At 71.4% G+C, this 22,842-nt stretch carries 20 protein-coding genes; 15 read left to right on the forward strand and 5 right to left on the reverse strand.

Annotated features, from left to right (window positions below; translation table 11 throughout):
• Positions 1–269 precede the first annotated feature (269 nt).
• The gene (locus ACPXBU_RS32845) at positions 270–956 is read right to left on the reverse strand and encodes a hypothetical protein (RefSeq protein WP_425761158.1); all 687 of its coding nucleotides are present in this window, start codon (positions 954–956) and stop codon (positions 270–272) included.
• A gap of 69 nt (positions 957–1,025) precedes the next feature.
• Between ACPXBU_RS32845 and ACPXBU_RS32850 the strand changes: the two genes are divergently transcribed.
• The 3 genes from ACPXBU_RS32850 to ACPXBU_RS32860 are packed head-to-tail and all read left to right on the forward strand — an operon-like array spanning position 1,026 to position 5,427.
• On the forward strand, positions 1,026–3,644 hold the full coding sequence (locus tag ACPXBU_RS32850; protein WP_425761159.1) for a valine--tRNA ligase: 2,619 nt from the start codon (positions 1,026–1,028) through the stop codon (positions 3,642–3,644).
• Positions 3,641–4,975: a bifunctional folylpolyglutamate synthase/dihydrofolate synthase gene (locus ACPXBU_RS32855; protein WP_425761160.1), complete on the forward strand. Its 1,335-nt coding sequence runs from the start codon at positions 3,641–3,643 to the stop codon at positions 4,973–4,975. Before ACPXBU_RS32850 ends, ACPXBU_RS32855 begins: the two co-directional genes overlap by 4 nt.
• Positions 4,972–5,427, forward strand: coding sequence for a DUF4233 domain-containing protein (locus ACPXBU_RS32860; RefSeq protein WP_393375669.1), 456 nt, complete (start codon positions 4,972–4,974; stop codon positions 5,425–5,427). The genes ACPXBU_RS32855 and ACPXBU_RS32860 overlap by 4 nt, the downstream gene beginning before the upstream one ends.
• Before the next feature lie 38 nt (positions 5,428–5,465).
• Here ACPXBU_RS32860 and ACPXBU_RS32865 read toward each other — a convergent pair whose 3' ends face one another.
• Positions 5,466–6,908, reverse strand: coding sequence for a VOC family protein (locus tag ACPXBU_RS32865; protein ID WP_425761161.1), 1,443 nt, complete (start codon positions 6,906–6,908; stop codon positions 5,466–5,468).
• A 141-nt stretch (positions 6,909–7,049) separates the two neighbouring features.
• Here ACPXBU_RS32865 and ndk point away from each other — a divergent pair, with 141 nt between their 5' ends.
• Positions 7,050–7,475, forward strand: a complete 426-nt coding sequence (ndk, locus tag ACPXBU_RS32870; RefSeq protein ID WP_393375664.1) for a nucleoside-diphosphate kinase — start codon at positions 7,050–7,052, stop codon at positions 7,473–7,475.
• Between the two features lie 78 nt (positions 7,476–7,553).
• Here ndk and sigJ read toward each other — a convergent pair whose 3' ends face one another.
• Together sigJ and ACPXBU_RS32880 are read right to left on the reverse strand one after the other, a co-directional pair.
• The gene (gene sigJ, locus ACPXBU_RS32875; RefSeq protein ID WP_425761162.1) at positions 7,554–8,429 is read right to left on the reverse strand and encodes an RNA polymerase sigma factor SigJ; all 876 of its coding nucleotides are present in this window, start codon (positions 8,427–8,429) and stop codon (positions 7,554–7,556) included.
• Complete coding sequence (locus tag ACPXBU_RS32880) at positions 8,426–8,866, reverse strand: carboxymuconolactone decarboxylase family protein (RefSeq protein WP_393375658.1); 441 nt, start codon at positions 8,864–8,866, stop codon at positions 8,426–8,428. Before ACPXBU_RS32880 ends, sigJ begins: the two co-directional genes overlap by 4 nt.
• 510 nt (positions 8,867–9,376) lie before the next feature.
• Between ACPXBU_RS32880 and ileS the strand changes: the two genes are divergently transcribed.
• Together ileS and ACPXBU_RS32890 are read left to right on the forward strand one after the other, a co-directional pair.
• The gene (gene ileS / locus ACPXBU_RS32885; RefSeq protein ID WP_425761163.1) at positions 9,377–12,523 is read left to right on the forward strand and encodes an isoleucine--tRNA ligase; all 3,147 of its coding nucleotides are present in this window, start codon (positions 9,377–9,379) and stop codon (positions 12,521–12,523) included.
• Between the two features lie 96 nt (positions 12,524–12,619).
• Positions 12,620–13,309 (forward strand): lysophospholipid acyltransferase family protein, encoded by a 690-nt coding sequence (locus ACPXBU_RS32890; protein WP_425761164.1) that lies wholly within the window; start codon positions 12,620–12,622, stop codon positions 13,307–13,309.
• A gap of 76 nt (positions 13,310–13,385) precedes the next feature.
• Here the strand turns inward: ACPXBU_RS32890 and ACPXBU_RS32895 are convergent, their stop codons facing one another.
• On the reverse strand, positions 13,386–14,399 hold the full coding sequence (locus tag ACPXBU_RS32895) for a hypothetical protein (RefSeq protein WP_425761165.1): 1,014 nt from the start codon (positions 14,397–14,399) through the stop codon (positions 13,386–13,388).
• Between the two features lie 555 nt (positions 14,400–14,954).
• Between ACPXBU_RS32895 and ACPXBU_RS32900 the strand changes: the two genes are divergently transcribed.
• From ACPXBU_RS32900 to mycP, 9 genes are all read left to right on the forward strand, one after another.
• Positions 14,955–17,027: a TIGR03960 family B12-binding radical SAM protein gene (locus tag ACPXBU_RS32900; RefSeq protein ID WP_425761166.1), complete on the forward strand. Its 2,073-nt coding sequence runs from the start codon at positions 14,955–14,957 to the stop codon at positions 17,025–17,027.
• A gap of 113 nt (positions 17,028–17,140) precedes the next feature.
• Positions 17,141–17,449, forward strand: coding sequence for a hypothetical protein (locus tag ACPXBU_RS32905; protein WP_425761167.1), 309 nt, complete (start codon positions 17,141–17,143; stop codon positions 17,447–17,449).
• A gap of 56 nt (positions 17,450–17,505) precedes the next feature.
• A complete protein-coding gene (locus ACPXBU_RS32910; protein WP_425761168.1) occupies positions 17,506–18,249 on the forward strand; it encodes a hypothetical protein in 744 nt (247 codons plus the stop codon).
• Entirely contained in the window at positions 18,246–18,656 is a 411-nt protein-coding gene (locus ACPXBU_RS32915; protein ID WP_425761169.1) for a YbaB/EbfC family nucleoid-associated protein, read from the forward strand. The genes ACPXBU_RS32910 and ACPXBU_RS32915 overlap by 4 nt, the downstream gene beginning before the upstream one ends.
• Positions 18,656–19,030, forward strand: coding sequence for a YbaB/EbfC family nucleoid-associated protein (locus tag ACPXBU_RS32920; RefSeq protein WP_425761170.1), 375 nt, complete (start codon positions 18,656–18,658; stop codon positions 19,028–19,030). Before ACPXBU_RS32915 ends, ACPXBU_RS32920 begins: the two co-directional genes overlap by 1 nt.
• A complete protein-coding gene (locus ACPXBU_RS32925; RefSeq protein ID WP_425761171.1) occupies positions 19,020–19,214 on the forward strand; it encodes a hypothetical protein in 195 nt (64 codons plus the stop codon). The genes ACPXBU_RS32920 and ACPXBU_RS32925 overlap by 11 nt, the downstream gene beginning before the upstream one ends.
• Positions 19,215–19,315: 101 nt before the next feature.
• Positions 19,316–19,756, forward strand: coding sequence for a hypothetical protein (locus ACPXBU_RS32930; RefSeq protein ID WP_425761172.1), 441 nt, complete (start codon positions 19,316–19,318; stop codon positions 19,754–19,756).
• A 10-nt stretch (positions 19,757–19,766) separates the two neighbouring features.
• On the forward strand, positions 19,767–21,239 hold the full coding sequence (locus tag ACPXBU_RS32935; protein ID WP_425761173.1) for a WXG100 family type VII secretion target: 1,473 nt from the start codon (positions 19,767–19,769) through the stop codon (positions 21,237–21,239).
• A gap of 10 nt (positions 21,240–21,249) precedes the next feature.
• Positions 21,250–22,695, forward strand: a complete 1,446-nt coding sequence (gene mycP / locus ACPXBU_RS32940; RefSeq protein WP_425761174.1) for a type VII secretion-associated serine protease mycosin — start codon at positions 21,250–21,252, stop codon at positions 22,693–22,695.
• Positions 22,696–22,842: the final 147 nt, after the last annotated feature.

Here is a 22,842-nt window from a genome sequence, read left to right on the forward strand (position 1 = left end):
AGCGCCGATGGTACTGCACTCGTGAGGGTGTGGGAGAGTAGGACGCCGCCGGACAATCTTTCAGATAGGGCCACCCCAACGGGGTGGCCCTATCTGCGTTTGCCCCACGTATCGGTTGGTCAACTCGGGATCACCGAAACGGCGGTATCCGCAGCTGCTTGACACCCCGACATCAGCAAAGCCGAGTCGATCACGGGGGCCCGGGCGCCGACGGTCCCGAGCGAGGCCGGGCGGGGTCCCGGGGCGAGGCGCGGCCGGTGCGGGTCGGGTCAGTCGCGGGTCTGCATGTCCTTGCGGAGGTCGCGGAGCAGGGCCCCGGCGTCGGTGACCGACCTGCCGGGGAACATCGCCATCACCACGCTGCCGTGGTCGGCCCACCCGCACACCGCGAAGTCACCACCCTCGCCGCTCGTGCTGCCGCACTTCAACACGCCGCCCAGGTCACCAGCGGGCATCTCGCGGAGGCCGCTCACCGCGCCGGTCTCGTCCGACATGAGGCGGAACAGGCTCTCCAGGTCCCGCTCGGGCTGCCAGAGCAGCGTCGTGCCGCCGAAGATGAGCACGGAGCGCTTCTCGTCGGCCGGATCGCGATAGACGGTGCCGAAGCTGCGGTCCAGTTCGATGTCCGCCGCGAGACCGCTGCGCAGGTAGTCGGCCGTGCTCTTCGCTCGATCGCTGTCGTCCCGGGTCAGGCCGGCCACCTGCGGGGGCGAGGTGAGCTCGGTGTCCTTCTGCTGCGCCACCCGCCACCCGGCGACGCCCAGCACGCCGGCGCCCGCCAGGCCGACCACGAGGGCGACCGTCCAACCGATCTTGCGTCGTCTCGACCAGCCGCCCGAGTGTTCGTCGGGGTCGCCCCCGGAGTCCCGGGTGCTCAACTGGATCGGCTCTTCGGTCAGCTCGACCGGCTCGCGGCCGCCGTCGCGCGACCGCTCGGTGAGATGTGCGTCGGACATAGCCGACACCGTACGCGAACCACAGGTGGCGCACGTCAGGTCCGCGGAAGCCCTCCGTAGACTTGTCAGGTGACCGAGAGACTGGATGCCCGACGCCCCGACGCCCCGACCCTTGCCGGCCAGTACCAGCCCGGCGAGGTAGAGCAGCGACGGTACGAGCAGTGGGTAGCCGCTGGGCACTTCCGGGCCTCCGCCGACAGCGACAAGCCCCCGTTCGCCATCGTCATCCCGCCGCCGAACGTCACCGGCTCCCTGCACATGGGCCACGCGTTCGAGCACACGCTGATGGACGCGTTGACCCGGCGTAAGAGGATGCAGGGCTTCGAGGCGCTGTGGCTGCCGGGCATGGACCACGCCGGCATCGCCACCCAGAACCTGGTGGAGCGCCAGCTCGCCGCCGAGGGCCTGTCCCGACACGACCTCGGCCGGGAGAAGTTCGTCGAGCGGGTCTGGCAGTGGAAGGCCGAGTCCGGCGGCGCGATCCTGGGGCAGATGCGGCGCCTCGGCGACTCCGTCGACTGGGACCGTGAGCGTTTCACCATGGACGAGGGGTTGACCCGCGCCGTCCAGACGATCTTCAAGAAGCTCTTCGACGAGGGCCTCATCTACCGGGCCAACCGGATCATCAACTGGTGCCCGCGTTGCCTCACCGCGCTCTCCGACATCGAGGTCGAGCACACCGACGACGACGGTGAGCTGATCTCCATCCGCTACAGCGACGAGGTCGTGGTGGCCACCACCCGGGCCGAGACGATGCTCGGCGACACCGCCGTGGCGGTGCACCCGGACGACGAGCGCTACCAGCACCTGATCGGCACCGAGGTCGAGCTGCCGCTGACCGGCCGCCGCATCCCGATCGTCGCCGACGCGCACGTCGACCCGTCGTTCGGCACCGGCATGGTCAAGGTGACCCCGGCGCACGACCCGAACGACTTCGAGATCGGCCAGCGGCACGACCTGCCCGCGATCACCGTCATGGACGAGCGCGGCGTGATCACCGTGCCCGGCCCGTTCGAAGGGTTGGACCGCTTCGAGGCGCGGCCCGCGATCGTGGCGGCGTTGCGCGAGCAGGGTCGGATCGTCGCGGAGAAGCGGCCGTACGTGCACGCGGTCGGGCACTGCTCGCGGTGCAAGACGACAGTCGAGCCGCGGCTGTCGTTGCAGTGGTTCGTCAACACCGGGCCGCTGGCCCAGGCCGCCGGCGACGCGGTCCGCGACGGTCGGGTCCGCATCGAGCCGGCCGAGCTGGCCAAGCGCTACTTCGCCTGGGTCGACAACATGCACGACTGGTGCATCTCCCGTCAGCTGTGGTGGGGGCACCGGATCCCGGTCTGGTACGGCCCGCAGGGCGAGATCGTCTGCGTCGGTCCGGACGAGCAGCCGCCGACCGGCGACGGCTGGCGGCAGGACGAGGACGTGCTCGACACCTGGTTCTCCAGCGCGCTCTGGCCGTTCTCCACGCTCGGCTGGCCGGAGCAGACCCCTGACCTGGCCAAGTTCTATCCGACAAGCGTCCTGGTCACCGGCTACGACATCCTGTTCTTCTGGGTCGCCCGGATGATGATGTTCGGCCTGTACGCGATGGACGGCAAGCAGCCGTTCGACGTGGTCGCCCTGCACGGCATGGTGCGCGACGAGCACGGCAAGAAGATGTCCAAGTCGTTCGGCAACGTCGTCGACCCGCTGGACTGGATCGACCGGTTCGGTGCCGACGCCACCCGGTTCACCCTGGCGCGAGGCGCGAACCCCGGGCAGGACGTGCCGGTCAGCGAGGAGTGGTGCCAGGGCTCCCGCAACTTCTGCAACAAGCTCTGGAACGCCACCCGGTTCGCCCTGATGAACGGCGCGCACACCACGGGTGACCTACCGCCCGCCGAGCGGCTCTCCACCGTCGACAGGTGGATCCTGTCCCGGCTGGCGCACGTCACCGCCGAGGTCGACGAGCAGTTCGAGGCGTACGAGTTCGCCAAGGTGTGTGACCTGCTCTACCACTTCGCCTGGGACGACGTCTGCGACTGGTACGTGGAGCTCAGCAAGCCGGTGCTCGCCGAGGGTGGTGAGCGGGCCGAGACCAGCCGCCGGGTGCTCGGGCACGTGCTGGACCAGTTGCTGCGGCTGCTGCACCCGGTCATCCCGTTCGTCACCGAGGAGCTGTGGATCGCGCTGACCGGCGGCGAGACGGTGCAGGCCGCCGCCTGGCCGGTTGCCGACCGGTCGCTTGTCGACGACGCCGCCGAGGCCGAGCTGGCCAGTGTGCAGCGCGTGGTCACCGAGATCCGGCGGTTCCGCTCCGATCAGGGGCTGCGCCCGACCCAGCGGGTGGCCGCCCGGTTGGACGGGCTGACCGGGGCGGGCATCGACGCCCACGAGCCGCTGATCCGTTCCCTGGTCCGGCTCGACCCGGCCGGTGACGATTTCCAGGCCAGCGCCACGCTGGCCATGCCCGGCGCGGTCGGTGTCGCGTTGGACACCCGGGGGTCGATCGACGTGGCCGCCGAGCGGGCCCGGCTGACGAAGGACCGCGCGGCGGCCGAGAAGGAGGTCGCGCAGGCTCGGGCGAAGCTCGACAACCCGGCCTTCATCGGTAAGGCCCCCGAACCGGTGGTCGCGAAGATCCGCGACCGGCTCGCCACCGCCGAGGCCGACCTGGTCCGGATCGACGCTGCTCTGGAGACACTTTCCTCGTGACCGACCGTACCGATTTCGCCGCCGTCGAGGCCGAGCTGAACGCCCGTGGGTTCACCCGGATGGTCTTCGAGTTGGACCGGATCGAGTCGCTGCTGGACCTGCTCGGCAGTCCACAGCGGGCGTACCCGGCGATCCACCTGACCGGCACCAACGGCAAGACCTCCACCGCGCGGATGATCGACTCGCTGCTGCGGGCACACGGGCTGCACACCGGCCGGTACACCAGCCCGCACCTGGAGACCGTCCGGGAGCGGATCAGCCTGGACGGGGAACCGGTGAGCGAGGAGCGGTTCGCCGCGGTGTACCGGGAGATCAAACCGCTTGCCGAGCTGGTGGACGCGCGGTCGGACGAGCCGCTGACGTACTTCGACATGACGACCGCGTTGGCGTTCGCCACGTTCGCCGACGCTCCTGTCGACATCGCGGTGGTCGAGGTGGGCCTCGGCGGCGCCGAGGACGCCACGAACGTCATCCAGGCCGGGGTCTGTGTGATCACCCCGATCGGGCTGGACCACACCGAGTGGTTGGGTGACACGCTCCAGGACATCGCGCTGGCCAAGGCCGGCATCATCCACCCGGGCGCCACCGTCATCTCGGCGGCCCAGGAGGAGGAGGCCGCTGGTCCCCTCCTCGAACGCTGCGCCGAGGTCGGGGCCACGCTCGCCCGGGAGGGCGGCGAGTTCGGCGTACTGGGTCGGGCGGTCGCGGTCGGCGGCCAGGTGCTCAGCCTGCAGGGCCTGGGCGGCGTCTACGACGACGTGTTCATTCCCCTGCACGGCGCCCACCAGGCGCAGAACGCCGCGGTGGCGCTTGCCGCCGTGGAAGCGTTCCTGGGCGCCGGGGCCCGACGCCAACTCGACGTCGAGACGGTCCGGGAGGGCTTCGCCTCGGCCAGTTCCCCGGGTCGACTGGAGCGGGTCCGCAACGCGCCGACGGTCCTGCTCGACGGCGCGCACAACCCGCACGGCATGAAGGCCACCGTCACCGCCCTCCAGGAGGAGTTCGCGTTCAGCAAGCTGGTGGCGGTTGTCGGCGTACTCGCCGACAAGGACGCGGAGGCCATGCTGGAGCTGCTGGAGCCGGTGGTCGACCAGGTGGTGGTCACCCGCAACAGCTCGCCACGGGCGATGCCGACCGAGGAACTCGCCGCGTTGGCCGCCGAGATCTTCGGCGACGAGCGGGTGGACTCGGCCGAGGAGATGCCGGACGCCATCGAGCTGGCGGTGGCGCTGGCCGAGGAGAACGTCCCCGGCGAACTCAGCGGGGTCGGGGTGCTGGTCACCGGGTCGGTGGTGACGGTCGCCGACGCCCGTCGGCTGCTGAAGCGATGACCGACCCGGAGCGGGACCTCCACGCCGCCACCGGTGACCCGGCCGACCAGGGCGTCACCGGCTCGCCGGCTGATCAGAGCGCGCCGCCGGAGGAGCCCGTCGCCGGGCAGCCGCGACGCTCCGGGTTGCGCAACCCGGAGCGGGCGGTCCGCGGCCTGGGCGCCGGCACGCTCAGCCTGGAGGCGCTGGTGCTGCTGCTGGCGATCCAGCCGATCCGCGTGGTCGGCGGTGATCTCGGTGGTGCCGCCATCGGTGCCGTGGTGGCACTGGCGGTGGCCGCCATCGTTCTCGCCGGCATGATGCGCCGCCCCTGGGCGTGGCACGCCGGCACGGTGCTCCAGGGCCTGCTGCTGCTGGGCGGCCTGCTGCACTGGTCGCTGCTCGGCCTGGGCATAATCTTCGCCCTGGTCTGGGCGTACGCGCTGCACGTCCGTCGGGTCATCCTCGGCTGACGCCGGACCGGCCGGCGGCCCCGGCGGCGCGGACCGGGTCAGGCCTCGGCGCGTTCGCGCCACTGGGTGAGGGCGATGCCGTGGCCGTCCGGGTCGCGGAACGCCGCCGCCCACACCTCCAGCTTCGAGCCCCGGTTGACCACCCGGGGCGCGTACGTGAATCGGACGCCCGAGCCGCGTAGCCGTTCGTACGCCGCTTCGATGTCGTTGACCTCGAGGTTGACGTGCACCAGCCGGCGGCTGATGGGCGCGGCTCCGGTCACCTCGCGCAGGACGAGCCGGGTCGTCCCGGAGGCGAGTACGGCGTTGCCGGCGCCCTGGTCGACCTCGGTGAAGCCGAGCACGTCGCGGTAGAAGTCGAGCGACCGGGACAGGTCGGTCACCAGCAGGGTGAGACCCACCCCGCTGATCGGCGCGGCCGGATCCGCGGCCGCATCCCCGGCCAAGCCGAAGATCGCCTCGTCCAACTCCGCGTCGGTGACGGTCTCCCGTGCCGCCCCGACCGGGGAGGGGTCGTCCAGCGGAAGATCCAGGGGGTCCAGCGGGTCGGTCGCGCCCGGACCGGACCGCTGTGCGGGCGGCGGGTCGGCGAACCGGTCGTCGGCCGGGGGCGCGTCGAACCGGTCGGCCGGGGGCATCTCGGTCCGGTCGGCCTCGGGCAGGTCGCTCCGGTCGGCGGCGGGCTCGTCGAACTGCTCCTCGGCGGGCGGGCGCGGCGCAGGGGTGGCCCGCCGTGGCAGCCCGCTCTTGGCCTGCTGCTCGACGAGGACGCCCTCCAACACCACCGGGCCGCCCGGACTCTGGTGCATCACCACGTGCTCGCGCTCCTCGGACCTGCCGCCCGGGTCGTCGCGCACCGGGTCGGGGCGGACCGGGTCGGGGCCGCGCGGGTCCTGGAAGCGGTCGCCGAGTGGGTCGCCGAAGTCGTCCCGGAAGTCGTCGTCCGAGGCGCGGTCGGCCCACGGCGGGGCGTCCTGCTGGATCAGCACGTCGTCCATGGCCTCGGCCTCGGCGAACTCCGGCGGGAGGTCGGCGACGGCGGCGGCGGTCTCGGCGTGGGTGGGCACCTCGTCCCAGAGGACCTTCACGTGCCGCTGGTCGTCCAACGCGACCCGGATCGGCAGGGTCTGGCCCAGCGACGGCCACTTGGAGACCGGCACCCTCGGCTCGATGATCTTCTTGGACCGGGGGGGCAGGCCGGGCGCGTCGATCACCAGTTGCAGTTCGCAGCGGCCGAAGGCGTACTGGGTGGGTGGTTCGGAGGCGCTGTGCACGTGCCCGACACCCACCACCCAGGTGCGCCCGCCACCGCGGACGGTCGCCAGCGCGATCGCCAGCACCAGCAGGGCGACCCCGAGAGCCACGATGGCCCAACTGGTCATGCCCAGCCCGAAGAGGACGACGAAGGTGGCCACGGTGCCCAGCACCGTGCCGACCAGCTTGCGTACCGGCGCGATGGGCCGGTTCCCGCCATTCGCCACAGTGGACCTCCCGGGGTCAGGGCCAGGCTAGGCCGGATCGGCCACCGGGCGAAAGACCGGCCGCCGCGCCGGCGCCGGGACCGGGTCGCTACGCTGACCGTACCGATCCCAGGCGTTCAGCGTGCACAGGAGGAACCCAGCGTGTCCAGCAACAGTCCGGATGAGCGCAGCCTCGTTCTGATCAAGCCCGACGCGGTCCGCCGTGGCCTGGTCGGCGAGCTGCTCTCCCGCTTCGAGCGCAAGGGGCTGCGGATCGACGCGATGGTGCACCGGACGATGGACGCCGCGCTCGCCGACGAGCACTACGCCGAGCACGTCGACAAGGCGTTCTACCCGCCGCTGAAGGACTTCATGACCAGCGGTCCGCTCGTCGCTCTCGTGCTCTCCGGAGACCAGGTCATCGACGTGGTCCGTGGGCTGGTCGGGGCCACCGACGGGCGTCGGGCCGCCGCCGGCACCATCCGGGGCGACCTGTCGCTGTCCAACCGGGAGAACCTGGTGCACGCCTCCGACTCGACGGACAGCGCCAAGCGCGAGATCGCGCTCTGGTTCCCCGAGCTGGGCTGACGTTCCCCGAGCTGGGCTGACACTCCCCGAGCTGGGCTGGGCTGACGCGACTCGTCCGGGGCCGGCGGCGCCGGGGGTTCAGTCGGCCGGCGGCAGTTTCGTCGGGTTGCCGACCACGTAGATCTCGGTGATCCGTCCGTCGGCCGCGGCGATGGTGAGCGTGTACCGGCTGCCGTCCGCACGGGTGATCAACACCGCGGGTTCGCCGTTCAGCTCGATCGGCTGCACGGTCATGGGCCGGCCCGGGCCGTAGATCCCGGCGTAGAACCGGGCGATCCGGTCCGCGCCGGTGACCGGGTTGCGGGCGGCCCGGACCCGGCCACCGCCGTCGTTCCAGGCCGTGGCGTCCGCCGCGACCAGGCCGGTGAGCCTCGCCAGGTCCCCGTCGCGGGCGGCGGCGAGGAACGCGTCCAGCAACCGTTCCCGTTCGGCCCGGCTGGCGGTGAAGCGCCGCTGCTCCTGATGGATCCGGGTGGTCGCCCGGTGGTGGAGTTGGCGGCAGTCCTCCGGGGTCCGGTCCAGGATCTCGGCGATCTCGGCGTACGGGACGTCGAAGGCGGTGTGCAGGACGTACACCGCCCGCTCCGGCGGGGTGAGCCGCTCCAGGACGTGCAGCAGCGCGGCGGAGAGCGAGTCGCGCAGCTCCGCGCGGTCCAACGGTCCGAACGGCGAGGGCGCGGTCGGCACCGGCTCGGGCAGCCAGGTGCCGACGTACGTCTCGCGGGCCGCCTGCCGGGCCCGCAACCGGTCCAGGGACAGTCGGGTGACCACCCGGGACAGGTACCGGCGCGGTTCCTCCACCGCCGACCGGTCCACGCCGTGCCAGCGCAGGTACGCCTCCTGGAGCACGTCCTCCGCGTCGTGCCGGCTGCCGAGCAGGCGGTACGCGAGCCCGAGCAGCATCGGCCGGTGCGCCTGGAGCGCACCGGCCGCATCTGATGCCGCAGTGGTCATGCGAGGGCCGGAGGCTCCAACCGCATGGTCACCCCGATCCGGTTCCACACGTTGATTGTGGCAATCGCGAGGACGAGATCGGCCAGTTCCTTCTCCGACCAGACCTTCGCGGCGGCGTCCCACACCTCGTCCGGCACGCCGTGCTCGCCGAGCCGGGTGACGGCGTCGGTGAGATCGAGCGCGGCCCGCTCCCGTTCGTCGAAGAACGGCGACTCCCGCCAGGTGGCCACCGCGAACAGCCGTCGGCTCGACTCACCCTTGGCGAGCGCGTCCTGGCTGTGCATGTCGACGCAGTACGCGCATCCGTTGATCATCGACGCTCGCAGTTTCACCAGCTCAAGCACCGTCTGGTCGACGTTCGACTGGACGTACTTCTCCAGCCCCATGACCGCCTGGTACGCCTTCGGCGCCACCGCGCCGGGATTCATCCTCTGCATGGCTACCTCCCCTGATCGGTTGGACACCAACACGACGGACCAGCAGGGCCGAACCGTGACAGCCGCCCCTGTGACCCCGGTCATGCCCCCAACCAACCCCAACCCCAACCCACCCCTCAGCTCGTTGATCATGAGGTTATCGTCACGACACGCCGCAGCGGACAGCTATAACCTCATGATCAACGGCGTCGGGCGGGCCGGGGTGGGGCCGGGGTGGGGCGGGCCGGGTGGGGCCGGGTGGGGCTGGGGTGGGGGAGGGTCTTGTATCGTTGGACTTTGTATGGCGATGACCCGGCTATCACCGGTGAGCCTCCGGAAGAACGGCCGGGTGACCGGCCCAGTAGAACCGGACGGGTGCGGCCCGTCACAGCCGGTAAATGAGCGGGCGGTCGATCGTGGCCGCCAAGCGGGGTGGTACCGCGGATCACCCGGGCGCGCCGTCGAGGCGTACCCGGAGGTTCGTCCTCGCAGACCCACGTTGAGTGAGCTGCATGAGGAGAGCGACCCCCGATGGCCTATCCGTTGCACGACCCGACCGCCGCCGGTGTCCCGGCGAGCCCGGACCTGCCCGCGGTCGAGCGCAGGGTGCTGGAGCACTGGACGGCCGACAAGACCTTCGAGGCCAGCGTCGAGGCCCGCCCGGCCGGCGACGACGGCAAGAACGAGTACGTCTTCTACGACGGCCCGCCGTTCGCCAACGGGCTGCCGCACTACGGTCACCTGTTCACCGGGTACGTCAAGGACGTGGTGCCGCGCTACCAGACCATGCGCGGCCGGCACGTCGAGCGGCGCTTCGGCTGGGACTGCCACGGCCTGCCCGCCGAGGTGGTCGCCGAGAAGCAGCTCGGCATCACCAGCAAGGCGGAGATCATCGACCTGGGCGTGGCCCGGTTCAACGAGGCCTGCCGCACCTCCGTGCTGGAGTTCACCCAGGACTGGGAGCGGTACATCAACCGGCAGGCCCGGTGGGTCGACTTCAGCAACGACTACAAGACCCTCGACCTGGACTACATGGAAAGCGTCATGTGGGCCTTCAAGACCCTGCACGACAAGGGTCTGATCTACGAGGGCTTCCGGGTGCTCGCGTACTGCTGGCGTTGTGAGACGCCGCTGTCGAACACCGAGACCCGGATGGACGACGTCTACCGGGACCGGCACGACCCGACGTTGTCGGTGTGGTTCGGGCTGACCGCCGACGAGTCCGCGCCGGAGCTGGTGCGGGGGCCGGTCAAGCTGGGCGTCTGGACCACCACGCCGTGGACCCTGCCGTCGAACCTCGCGCTCGCCGTCGGCCCGGACATCGAGTACGCGGTGCTCGAACGCGACGGCGAGCGCTACGTCGTGGGCGCCGCACGGGTGGCCGCGTACGGCAAGGAGTTGGACGGGTACCAGCAGGTCGGCACGGTGTACGGCCGGGACCTGGTCGGACGCCGCTACACCCCGCTGTACGACTTCCTCGTCGAGCAGGCCGGCGACAACGCCTTCCAGGTGCTCGGCGCGGAGTTCGTCACCACCGAGGACGGCACCGGGATCGTGCACCTCGCCCCGGCCTTCGGCGAGGACGACCAGAACGTCTGCAACGCCGCCGGCATCCCGACCATCGTCACGGTGGATGACCACACCCGCTTCACCGCGCTGGTCCCGCCGTACCAGGGTGAGCAGGTCTTCGACGTCAACAAGCCGGTGATCCGGGAGCTGAAGGAGCGGGGGGTGGTGCTCAAGCAGGACACCTACACCCACTCGTACCCGCACTGCTGGCGCTGTGACACCCCGCTCGTCTACAAGGCGGTGTCCTCGTGGTTCGTCGCGGTGACGCAGTTCCGGGACCGGATGGTCGAGCTGAACCAGGAGATCAACTGGACGCCCGGCCACATCAAGGACGGCTCGTTCGGCAAGTGGCTGGCCAACGCCCGGGACTGGTCGATCAGCCGGAACCGGTTCTGGGGCTCGCCGATCCCGGCGTGGAAGTCCGACGACCCGAACTACCCGCGCCTGGACGTCTACGGCTCGCTCGCCGACATCGAGCGGGACTTCGGCGTACGCCTCACCGACCTGCACCGACCGGCGGTGGACGACCTGGTCCGCCCCAACCCGGACGACCCGACCGGTCGGTCGATGATGCGCCGGGTGCCGGAGGTGCTGGACTGCTGGTTCGAGTCCGGGTCGATGCCGTTCGCCCAGGTGCACTACCCGTTCGAGAACGCGGACTGGTTCGAGCACCACTACCCGGGTGACTTCATCGTCGAGTACATCGGGCAGACCCGCGGCTGGTTCTACACCATGCACGTGCTGGCCACCGCGCTGTTCGACCGCCCGGCGTTCCGCAACTGCCTGAGCCACGGCATCCTGCTCGGCTCGGACGGGCGCAAGATGTCCAAGAGCCTGCGCAACTATCCGGACGTCTACCACGTCTTCGACGCGTACGGCTCGGACGCCATGCGGTGGATGCTGATGTCCTCGCCGGTGTTGCGCGGCGGCGACATGGCGGTCACCGAGGCGGGCATCCGCGACGCCGTCCGCCAGGTGCTGCTGCCGCTGTGGAACGTCTGGTACTTCTTCACGCTCTACGCCAACGCGGACGGGCACCAGGCGCGCCGGCGCACCGACTCGACGCACCTGCTCGACAGGTACGTGCTGGCCAAGACGAACGAGCTGGTCGCCACGGTCGGCGCGCAGATGGACGCGTACGACATCTCCGGCGCCTGCGCCACCGTCCGGTCCTACCTGGACGCGCTGACCAACTGGTACGTGCGCCGCTCCCGGGACCGGTTCTGGTCCGGTGACGTCAACGCCTTCGACACGCTCTGGACGGTGCTGGAGACGCTCTGCCGGGTGGTGGCGCCGCTCGCGCCGCTGACCGCGGAGGAGATCTGGCGCGGCCTGACCGGTGAGCGGTCGGTGCACCTGACCGACTGGCCGGAGGCGACCGAGTTCCCGGCCGACCACGACCTGGTCGCCGCGATGGACGCCACCCGGGCGGTCGCCTCGGCGGCGCTGTCGCTGCGCAAGGCAAAGGGGCTGCGGGTGCGGCTGCCGCTGTCCAAGCTGACCGTGGCCTCGCCGGCGGCGGAGCAGTTGCGACCGTTCGCCGACCTGGTCACCGACGAGGTCAACGTCAAGGCGGTGGAGTTCAGCGCGGAGCTGTCCGCGTACTGCGAGCAGGTGTTGACAGTGGTGCCCCGGGCGCTCGGCCCGCGGGTCGGCAAGCAGGTCCAGCAGGTGATCAAGGCGGTCAAGGCGGGCGACTGGGAGCTCGTCGACGGCGCCCCGGTGGCCGCCGGTGTCACCCTCGCCGAGGGTGAGTACGAGCTGCGCCTGGTCGCCGCCGACGCCGAGAACTCCGCGCCACTGCCCGGCGGTGAGGGTGTGGTGGTGCTGGACACCGAGGTCACCCCGGAGTTGGCCGCCGAGGGGCTGGCCCGCGACGTGGTGCGTGTCGTGCAGCAGGCGCGCCGGGACGCCGACCTGGACGTGTCGGACCGGATCGTGGTGTCGGTGTCGGCCTCCGACGAGGTACGCGCGGCGGTGGCCGGTTACCTCGACTTCGTGTCCGGGGAGGTGCTGGCCGACTCGGTGGACTTCGCCGAGGGGGTCGACGGCTTCGCCGGCGAGGTCGGCGACGGTGACCGGGTGACGGTCTCCGTCCGCAGGTCGTAGATGCGGCTGCGGACGCCTCACCACCTCCGTCCGCGGGGTGTGGAGGCGTCCGCTACCGTGACACCGCCTGTTCGCACCTGATCAGCCGGAGGACCAGTGCCCCTGCTCTACACCATCGGCAAGCTCGCCGTGGGGCCCACGCTGCGGTTGGCGTTCCGCCCGACCGTCGAGGGGCTGGAAAACGTGCCGAAGAGCGGCGGGGCGATCTTCGCCGGCAACCACCTGTCGGTGGCCGACGAGCTGTTCCTCGGCACTGTCGTGCCCCGGCACCTGGCGTTCTGGGCGAAGTCGGAGTATTTCAAGGGCGCCGGTGTGAAGGGTGCGATCTCCAAGTTCGTTCTCACCGGCCTGGGCGCCATCCCGGTGGAGCGGGGCGGCGGCCGGGCCGCGCTGTCCGCGTTCGACGCGGCGATCCCGGTGCTCAAGAACGGTGACCTGGTGGTGGTCTACCCGGAGGGCACCCGCTCGCCGGACGGCCGGCTCTACCGGGGGCGGACCGGCACGGTTCGGTTGGCGACCTCGACGGGTGTCCCGATCATCCCGGTCGGCATGATCGGCACGGACAAGGCGCAGCCCATCGGCGCCCGGGTGCCCCGCCCCGGCGCTGCCGAGATCATCATTCGGTTCGGCAAGCCGATCGACCTGACCGGACGGCCGACGGACCGCACCTCGCTGCGGCAGATGACCGACGAGATGATGAACGAGATCCAGAAGCTCACCGGCCAGGAGTACGTCCCCCGTTACGCCCCGCCGCGCGTCCACCCGGACCCCACCCGCGAGGCCTGACCCCACCCGGTCGATCAGGAAGTCCACCGCCTTCGTGCGGCGGGCGCCTTCCTGATCGACGCTGGGTGGTCGGGGTTCAGGCCTTGGGCTGGATGATCTGGGCGCGCAGGGTGGCCAGCAGGGCGGCGCTGTCGGCGACGGAGAGCCGGGTGAACACCGCGGTGGCGATGCTGCCGTAGTCGACAGAGGTGCAGACCACGACGTCACCGCCATCGGACTGGCCGACCGCGCATCGCTCGTGCCGGCCCCGCACGCCGGTGTCCACGCTCTGCGGGGCCTCCAGGCTGTAACGATCGGTGAGCCGGCTGATCTCCGCCTCCGCGTCCGACTCCGGGCTGAACCGGAAACCCGTGCCGCCGAAGACCGTCACCTGCTTGCCGCCCGAGGTGGAGTAGACACCGGCGAAGGTGCCCTCGGCCAGCAGGTGCTCGCTGCGTACCTCGTTCTCCAACTGCCGGGCGGTCTCCGTGCTGCGGCTGTCCTGACGCAGCTTCAGATCGTCCACCTGGGCGGGCAGCGCGGCCTGCACCGGGTACTGGGCGGAGATCGGGAACCCGTAGTAGGCGGGGCAGCCGCAACAGCAGGCCAGGGTGAGCAGCAGCAGCCAGGGCCAGCGACGACGACGACGGCGGGCCGGCGTGGACCCCCTGGGGGCCTGCCAGCCCGGCGGCGGCCCCGCCGGTGGCGCCACGGGCGGCGCGGCGGACCGCTTGCCCCGGCGCTGCTTCGGCACCGCGGGCGGCGCGGGCGGCGGCGCGGGCGGCGCCATCGGCCGGGTCGGCATCCTGGGCCCGGTGGCCTGCGGTGGCCTCGGGGCGGCCGCCGGAGAGACCGGGTGCGACCCGACCGAGCGGGCGGGCGGGCTGCTGGGCCACTGCCGGGTCGCCGGCGGCGTCGGATGCGGCATCGTCGGCGGTAGTGAGGGAAACGGCGGCAGCTCGGCGGAGGGTAGGTCCCAGCCGCCGGTGTCCACGCCGGCCCACGGGTCGACAGGCGTCTGGTGCTCCGGCGGCCCCATCGGCAGGGGCGCCGGCGGGGTCGGCTCGGCCGACTCGCCCCACACCGGTCGGCGCGGCAGCGGGGGCGGCACCGGCGCCGAGCCGGTCCACCTGGGCGCGGGGGCCTCCGGGGTGGTGGCGGGCTCGGACCGGCCCGAGGCCGCGGGCTGATCCGGGGACTGGGGCTGCGTCGGTGGTTCGGGCCGGTCCTTAGGTTCCGGCCGGTCCGGCGCTGGTGGCTGGTCCGGCGGTACGGGCGGTCCCGGTTGATCCGGTTGGTCCGGCGGTGCCGGTTGCTCGGGTGGTCCCGGCTGGTCCGGTGTTCCCGGCTGGTCCGGTGTTCCCGGCTGGTCCGGTGTTCCCGGCTGGTCCGGTGGTCCCGGCTGGTCCGGTGCGGGTTGGTCCGCCGGTCCCGGCTGGTCCGGTGGTGCGGGTTGGTCCGGCGGTGCCGGCTGGTCCGACGGTACGGGTGGGGAGGCCGGCTGATCGGCGGCCGCCGGATCCCGGTCCGGCTCCACGCCCGGGGTGCTCCCGTCGGCCGGCCGTGCTCCCGGCTGGGGCTCGGGCATCGCGGCAATCTCCTCTCGCGCCGGTCCGAGGTTAGTACCGCGTCGCCACCGCCAGGCGGGCGCGTACCCTTGGGCATCATGAGTGCCCCGTCCACGACGCCGCGCGCGGCCGCGACCACCTCTCGCGACGACTCCAGCTCGGCGTCTCCGACGCCGAGTCGTGACCTGGAGCCGTCCGTCTGGTCCCAGCTCGAGCCGCTGCTGCCCCAGGTTTCCAAGCCCATCCAGTACGTGGGGGGCGAGCTGGGCGCGGTGACCAAGGACTGGGCCGCGGCGGCCGTGCGCTGGGCGCTGATGTATCCCGACGCGTACGAGGTGGGCCTGCCCAACCAGGGCGTGCAGATCCTCTACGAGGTGCTCAACGAGCTGCCCGACACCCTCGCCGAGCGGACGTACGCGGTCTGGCCGGACCTGGAGACGCTGATGCGCACGCACGGCGTGCCGCAGTTCACCGTCGACGCGCACCGGGCGGTGCGCGACTTCGACGTGTTCGGCATCTCCTTCTCGACCGAGCTGGGCTACACCAACATGCTCACCGCGATCGACCTGGCCGGCATCCCGATGCTGGCCGCCGACCGCACCGACGCCGACCCGGTGATCGTGGCCGGCGGGCACGCCGCGTTCAACCCGGAGCCGATCGCCGACTTCATCGACGCCGCGGTGCTCGGCGACGGCGAGGAAGCGGTTCTGGAGATCACCGCGATCGTCCGGGAGTGGAAGGCCGAGGGTTCCCCGGGGGGCCGCGACGAGCTGCTGCTGCGGCTGGCGCGCACCGAGAGCGTCTACGTGCCGCGCTTCTACGACGTCGACTACCTCCCCGACGGGCGGATCCAGCGGGTCGTGCCGAACCGGGCGGACGTGCCGTTCCGGGTGCACAAGCGCACGACGATGGACCTGGACGCCTGGCCGTACCCGAAGAAGCCCCTCGTCCCGCTGGCCGAGACGGTGCACGAGCGGTACGCGGTGGAGATCTTCCGGGGCTGCACCCGGGGCTGCCGGTTCTGCCAGGCTGGGATGATCACCCGGCCGGTGCGGGAGCGGTCGATCACCACTGTCGCTCAGATGGTCCGCGAGGGCCTGGAGTTCTCCGGCTTCAACGAGGTCGGCCTGCTGTCGCTCTCCTCGGCGGACCACTCCGAGATCGGCGACATGTGCTCGGGCCTCGCCGAGCAGTACGCGGGCACGAACGTCTCGCTGTCGCTGCCCTCGACACGTGTCGACGCCTTCAACATCGACCTCGCGCAGGAGTTGTCCCGCAACGGGCGGCGGACCGGCCTGACCTTCGCCCCGGAGGGCGGGTCGGAGCGGATCCGCAAGGTCATCAACAAGATGGTGACGAAGGAAGACCTGATCCGTACGGTCGTCACCGCGTACACCAACGGCTGGCGGCAGGTGAAGCTCTACTTCATGTGCGGCCTGCCCACCGAGACCGACGAGGACGTCCTCGAGATCGCCGAAATGGCGCACGAGGTGATCCGGGCCGGTCGGGCCGCGACCGGCTCCAAGGACATCCGCTGCACGGTCTCCATCGGCGGGTTCGTACCGAAGCCGCACACCCCGTTCCAGTGGGCCGCGATGGACCGTCCGGAGGTCATCGACCACCGGCTCAAGATCCTCAAGCAGGCCATCAACTCCGACCGCTCGCTGGGTCGGGCCATCGGCTACCGCTACCACGACGGCGAGCCGTCGCTCATCGAAGGGCTGCTCTCCCGTGGTGACCGCCGGGTCGGCTCGGTGATCCGCAAGGTCTGGGAGAACGGCGGCCGGTTCGACGGGTGGAGCGAGCACTTCTCGTACCAGCGCTGGGTGGACGCGGCGGCCGAGACGCTGCCCGCGTTCGGGGTGGACCTCGACTGGTACACCACCCGGCAGCGCGAGGAGCTGGAGGTCCTGCCCTGGGACCACCTCGACTCGGGCCTGGACAAGGACTGGCTCTGGCAGGACTGGCAGGACTCGTTCAGCGAGTTCGAGCAGGACGACTGCCGGTGGACGCCCTGCTTCGACTGCGGCGTCTGCCCGTCGATGGACACCGAGATCCAGATCGGCCCGACGGGCAAGAAGCTGCTGCCACTCACCCCGCTGGGCGGCAACGGCATGAAGGTCCCGGCCGGCGACGGGTTGCCGGTCTCGGCCGGCGACCACCCGGCCTGACCGTCCGCTCGCGGGGCAGCGCCCGGCGGCGGTGACCGCTAACCTCCATAGCCGATACAACACCCGCCGGGTTTCGTGCTCGGCGGGTGACTGGCGTGGACGGAGGAGGCGCGGTGTCCGGTTTCTCCATGAACACCGGCAAGCTCGGTGAGCTCGCCTCAGAAATGTCAGAGTCGGCCGAGTCGCTCCGCTCCGGAGCGCTCCCCGCCATCGAGTACCTGCGTCTGCCCTCCGGGGCCGCACCCGCGTTCGACGCCGGCTTCTCCGCCGCGTACGCCGACATGTACGAGACGACCACGCAGGCCGTGTCGGCGCTCGCCGCGGCGCTCGGCGAGGTCGCGCACGGGCTCGACCGGGTGGTCGCGCACTACCGCGCGATGGAGGAGCGGCACGGTCAGTCCTTCGACACCGCACTGGACTGAGCGCGTCGCCGCGACCGGCCCGGTTCTTCTTCGACGGCACACGGGGGCGAACTTCCATGGACAACGTCGTTTCCGGCATCGACACGGCTCGCACGATCGGCCTGGACGCCATCATCATCGGCTTGGGCGGGGCGCTCGCGGTGGCCGCCGAGCCATCCGGCGCGGGGGCGCTGGCGATGGCCTTTGTCAGCCCGATCGCCGTCATGAACATCCGCAGTTGGGCTCCGTTCCAGGAGGCCGACGACAAGTGGACCGACCTCGCGGGGGAGTTCTCGGACCTCACCGGCCGGCTGGATCGACTACGCGGGCAGGTCGACCCCCTGTGGACGGGTGCCGGGGCGGACGTCTTCACCAGCTTCCTGGAAACCAAGGTGGTCAGCCCCCTGGCGGCACTCACGGAACTCGCCAAGGAGGCCTCGGCCGCCTGCAACAACGTCGCAGACGGCCTTGAGTCGCTCTTCTGGGCCTGGGCGGCTGGCACCGGCATCGCGATCGCCGCCTGCCTCGCCGCGAACGGCAGTGGGCCGGCCAGCCCCGCCCTCAAGTGGGCGATCATCGGCAGTTGGGCCTCGTTCATGTCCGGCATCCTGATCGCGATCGTCACCCTGATGCAGGCGATGCGCGGCGCGAGCAGCGCAATTGGCACCGCGATGGTCGGACTTCGAGGGGGTTTCGAGGTGACCGGGGGCAAGATCGACGCGGAGAGCGCCCGAATCGGGGACGGCTACCGGGAGATCGTCGGCGACCCGGAGAGCTGGAACAAGCAGATCTCGATACCAGGTCGGGCGGAGGGGCAGTGACGAAGGACGCCTACCGCAGGGCGATGGAGGCCGTCCGGGAGGTGGGCCGCACCGAGGCGTACGAGCCGGCCATCCGTCGGGCGCAGGAGGCCACCCGCGATCTCGTCGCTGCGGTGGCCGAGGCCCAGGATCGGACGTACGAGGGATTCGACGAGACCGCGACGATCGTCGCCGTCGTCGACGGGGCAGGGGAGTTGACGGACGTACGGATCAGTGCGCGGGCGGTCCGTGACCTGCCCGCCAACCTCCTGGGCACGCACTGCCGCCAAGCGGTGACCGCCGCCCGGCTCGCCGCGGCGCAGGGCACCCGGGCCAGCCTCGACGACGTCGTGGCGGCGCCGGTGGACTGGGACGGTGACGCGCCGGATCCGATCACCGTCTTTCGAGAGGCTGTCCGGGGGCTCTGATGAGAAGTATCGATGTCGCGCAACTGGTCACGGAGATAACGACGCTGCTGGAGACCGCTACCAGCGGGACCGGGCAACTGGTCCACGAGCAGTTCGTCGGGACCGCCGCGGATGGCTTGGTCACGGCCACGGTATCCGGCGCCAAGGAACTGCTCGACGTCTCCGTCGCCGCGCGCGCACACCGTACGGTGGACACCGTCACCCTCGGCGAGGCCGTGGTGGCCGCGGTCCGGGCGGCCGAGGCGCTTGCCGAGCAGCGGCGGGCGGAGGTCATGTCCGGTCTGCAGTGGCGAGGCGTCGACGTTGACGTCGACACCTTCCTCAACGATCCAATGTCGCTGATACCACGCGGGAGGACCACCGATGAGCCGTGATGTCGCGTGGGTGCTACTGGTGATGCTCTCGGTGGTTGCTCTGGTCCTGGTGGGCCTGCTGGTCCTCGAGAGCGTGCAGGCGATGCGGGGCGAGGTGGGCTGGAGTGGCGTGGTCATCTTCCTGAGCGTGATGATCCCGGTCGGGCTCTCGATCGCTTTGCTGGTGCCTCGGCTGCGTCGCTGAAATCGACGGGTCCGGACGGGGCTGCCCCGACTGGGCCACTGTCGATACGCTGCGTCTGACATGGACCGACCCGGCGGGTCGGGAACGGGGGAGGAAGCTCAATGGGGACCATCCCGCCGCCGAACACCGGCGATCTACAGGTGAGCGTCGAGGATCTGGACGCCGCCGCGGCGTACGTCGATCGACTGAAGCAGTACGTCGACGACACCATCAGTTATGAGATGGAGCGCGTCAAGGAACGGATGAAGGGCGACAGCAACAGCGCCCAGACGGTCCCGGGCGGCACTCCCTTCGGCGCGTACGAGGACGCCCGCATGCAGTGGCAGGCGCTGACCAAGTCCACGAGCAACATGGAGCTGCACCTCCAGACGCTCTCCCAGAAACTCGCCGCGCTCAAGAAGGGCACCGAGGACATCGCCAAGGCGTTCCGGGACTCCGAGGCACGCAACGCCGCCAACGGCAAGGAGATCGAGCGGCTGCTCGAGTCGGCGGCTCCGCCGCCCCCTGCCGGCGGCACGCCCACCTACCCGTACACGGCCTGAGGGGGACGTCATGGCTGGAGGAACCTGGGAGCGGTGCGTCCGCGAGGTGACGCTTTCCGCCGACCCGGAGACGGTCGGTTCGGTCGGGCAGGGGTGGGGAAACATCTCCTCCGGCCTGACGCAGCTGCGGGACGCGCTGGTCGGCCGTTCGTTCGTCGGCCCGATCGCGACCGGCCAGGAGCGCCCGCACGTCGGCGGCCTGCCCGGCATGCTCGCCGGTTGGAAGGGCAGCGGCGGCGACGCCTATCGCGAGCACCTGGGCGAGATCGGTAAGCAGGTCGAGGATCTGATCACCGACGCGACGAACGTCAGCGGCGCGCTGGGGCGGATCGAGCAGGACATCCGCGCGGCGGTCGCCTCGATCCCGGTCCCCCTGGGCGACGACTTCGGCATCAACGAGTGGAGCCTGCCCAACGGCACCGAGCTCGACGACGCCCGCGACGGCGAGAGCGCGTCGGGCTTCCTCGCCGCGCTGCGGAAGGACTACCAGAGCAACCCCGGGTCGTACGCCGACGGCGCGTTCCGCGACAAGGCCGACGACCTGGAGGCGACCATGAAGGTCGACGGCCAGGCGGGTGACCAGAAGCGGGGTGGTTGGTGGGACACCAAGGACCACCTCGACAACTGGTACCGGGACAACCAGCAGGCGGCCAACACCGCGATGTCGCCGCTGCCCCAGGCGGTCTACACCGAGCGTCCGAAGCTTCAGGTGGGCGATCCGGGGCGCTATCAGGACGACTACCGACCTGACGATCGGGTGCCGCCGAAGGGCCGACCTGACATCGGCGGCGGCGGCGGTGGCGGTGGCGGTGGCGGCGGCATCGGCGGCGGCCCGGACATCGGCAGCCGGTTGCCCGGCGGCGGCGCCGACTTGAGCGGTGGGCCGACGTCGGTCGGCGGCCCGTTCTCCCCGCCCCCGACAAGCGGATTCGGCGACGGCTCCTCCACCGGCGGCGGCTCCGGCGCGTTCACCCCTCCGCCCACCGGTTCGGGATATCCGGGTGTCGACGACGGCTACAGCACCGGTCTGGCCGGCGCCGCGCCCAGCGGCCTTGGCGCCGGATACGGCGGCGCGGGTGGCGGCCTCGGTGGCGCCAGCCTCGGTGGTGCCGGCGGTGGTTTCGGTGGCGGCGTTGGCGCGGGCGGTGGCATCGGGTCCGGTGGCGGTGGCCTGGGCGGCGCCGGCGTGGGCAGCATGGGCGGCATCCCCGGCATGGTGGGTGGCGGTAACGGCAAGGTGCCGCCGATGACGAGCGCGGCGAACGCGTTGCGCACCGCCGCCGGTGCGGGCGGCGCCGGCCTGGCGGGCGGCGCGCGTGGCGGCGCCGGGATGGGCGGCGCCGGGATGGGCGGCATGATGGGCGGCGCGGGCGGTGCCGGGCACGGCGGTGGTGGCACGGGTTCGGAGCACTCGTCGTGGTTGACTGAGGACGACGATCCGTGGGGTCCTGGTGACGGGGCGACCCCGGGCATCCTGCGATGAGGACGGACGGATGACACTGAACGTCGGAGCGCTCCGGCCGGTCACGGCCTGCCTGCTGGTGGGGCTCCTGGTGCTGGGGGCCGCCCAGCCGGCGGCGGCGGCACCTCGGCGAGCCGAGCAGTGGTATGTGGACGAGCTCCGGATGGAGCAGGCGCACCAGCTGTCCACCGGGCGCGGTGTGGTCGTGGCCGTGATCGACAGCGGCGTCGACGCCAACCATCCGGACCTGAAGGGCCAGGTGCTTCCCGGCGGCCGCAGCGACGGCGGCAGCGGAGACGGACGGGTCGACGCGCAGGGGCACGGCACGCACATGGCCGGCATCATCGCGGCGACGAACGCCGGCCCCGACGGCGTGGACGGCATTGCTCCCGGCGCGAAGATCCTGCCCATCAGGCTGGACGACTCTGCAGAGGATGACGCGCCTTACAACGACGCGCTGGTCAGCCGCGGCATCCGGATGGCCGTCGACGGTGGCGCCAAGGTGATCAACATTTCACTGGGCAAGCCGTCGGCCGTCAGCCCCGAAGAGGTCAGTGCCATCCAGTACGCCTGGGAGCACGACGTCGTCGTGGTGGTCGCCGCCGGTAACATCGCCAACGGCAGCGTCAAGGTCGAGGCTCCCGCCAGCGTTCCTGGCGTGATCGCCGTGACCGGGACGACCCGGGGCGGCAAGTTCTGGTCCGGGTCGGTCCAGGGTCCCGAGGCCGTGGTCGCCGCACCTGGCGATGACATCTACAACGTCGGCCGGGACAAGGGCTACGGCTGGGGTGACGGCACCTCCGACTCGGCCGCGATCGTCTCCGGCATCGCCGCGTTGATCCGCTCGAAGTATCCGAACCTCGACGCCGCCAACGTGATCAACCGGATCATCCGCACGGCCCGGGACGCCGGTCCCGCCGGCCGCGACCCGCAGTACGGCTTCGGCCTGATCGACCCGGTGACCGCACTGAGCGCGAACGTGCCGCCGGTCGCCGCCAACCCGCTGCTCGACCCGGCCGCGGCACCCGCGCAGACGGCGCCCGCCCAGCCGGCGCCCGCGCCGACCGCGGACGCGACCGAGGAGTTCGACGTCACCCAGCACGGCGACCGTGGCGGCCCCACCGACCAGCAGGTGATGGTGGTCGTCATCGGCGTCGCGGTGGTGCTGGCGCTGCTGCTGGGTCTGGTGGTGTTCCTGATCTGGAACCGACGTCGGTACCGTCGCGAGGCGGCCCTGGCGGCCAACGTGCCGGACCACCTGCTCGACCAGGAGCCCCCCGGCGGGTACGCGCCGCCGGGCGCTGGTTACCCCCCACCCGGCGCCGGTTACGCACCGCCGTCCGGTTATCCGCCACCTGCGGGGTACGCCCCACCCAGCGGTGGTTACCCCCCACCGTCCGGTTACGCGCCGCCGGGCTACGGCCCGCCGGGAGGGGTGCCCCCGGCGCCCCCACCCGGGAGCGGTAACGGGTCCTGATCATGGTGGCCGGCTGGATGACCTTCGGGTCGCCCGGCCGGCCATCGGCGTTCCGGCAGGTGGTCATGGTGGTGTCGAACTGTTTGCACCGGTTCGTCGGTGCCGGACGACCGCCCCGGCTGCGCGCCGTCACGGGCCCTGCGCCAG

Origin of the sequence: Micromonospora sp. DT231 (genome assembly GCF_049847025.1) — a bacterium.
In the GTDB taxonomy this organism is placed as follows: Bacteria; Actinomycetota; Actinomycetes; order Mycobacteriales; family Micromonosporaceae; genus Micromonospora.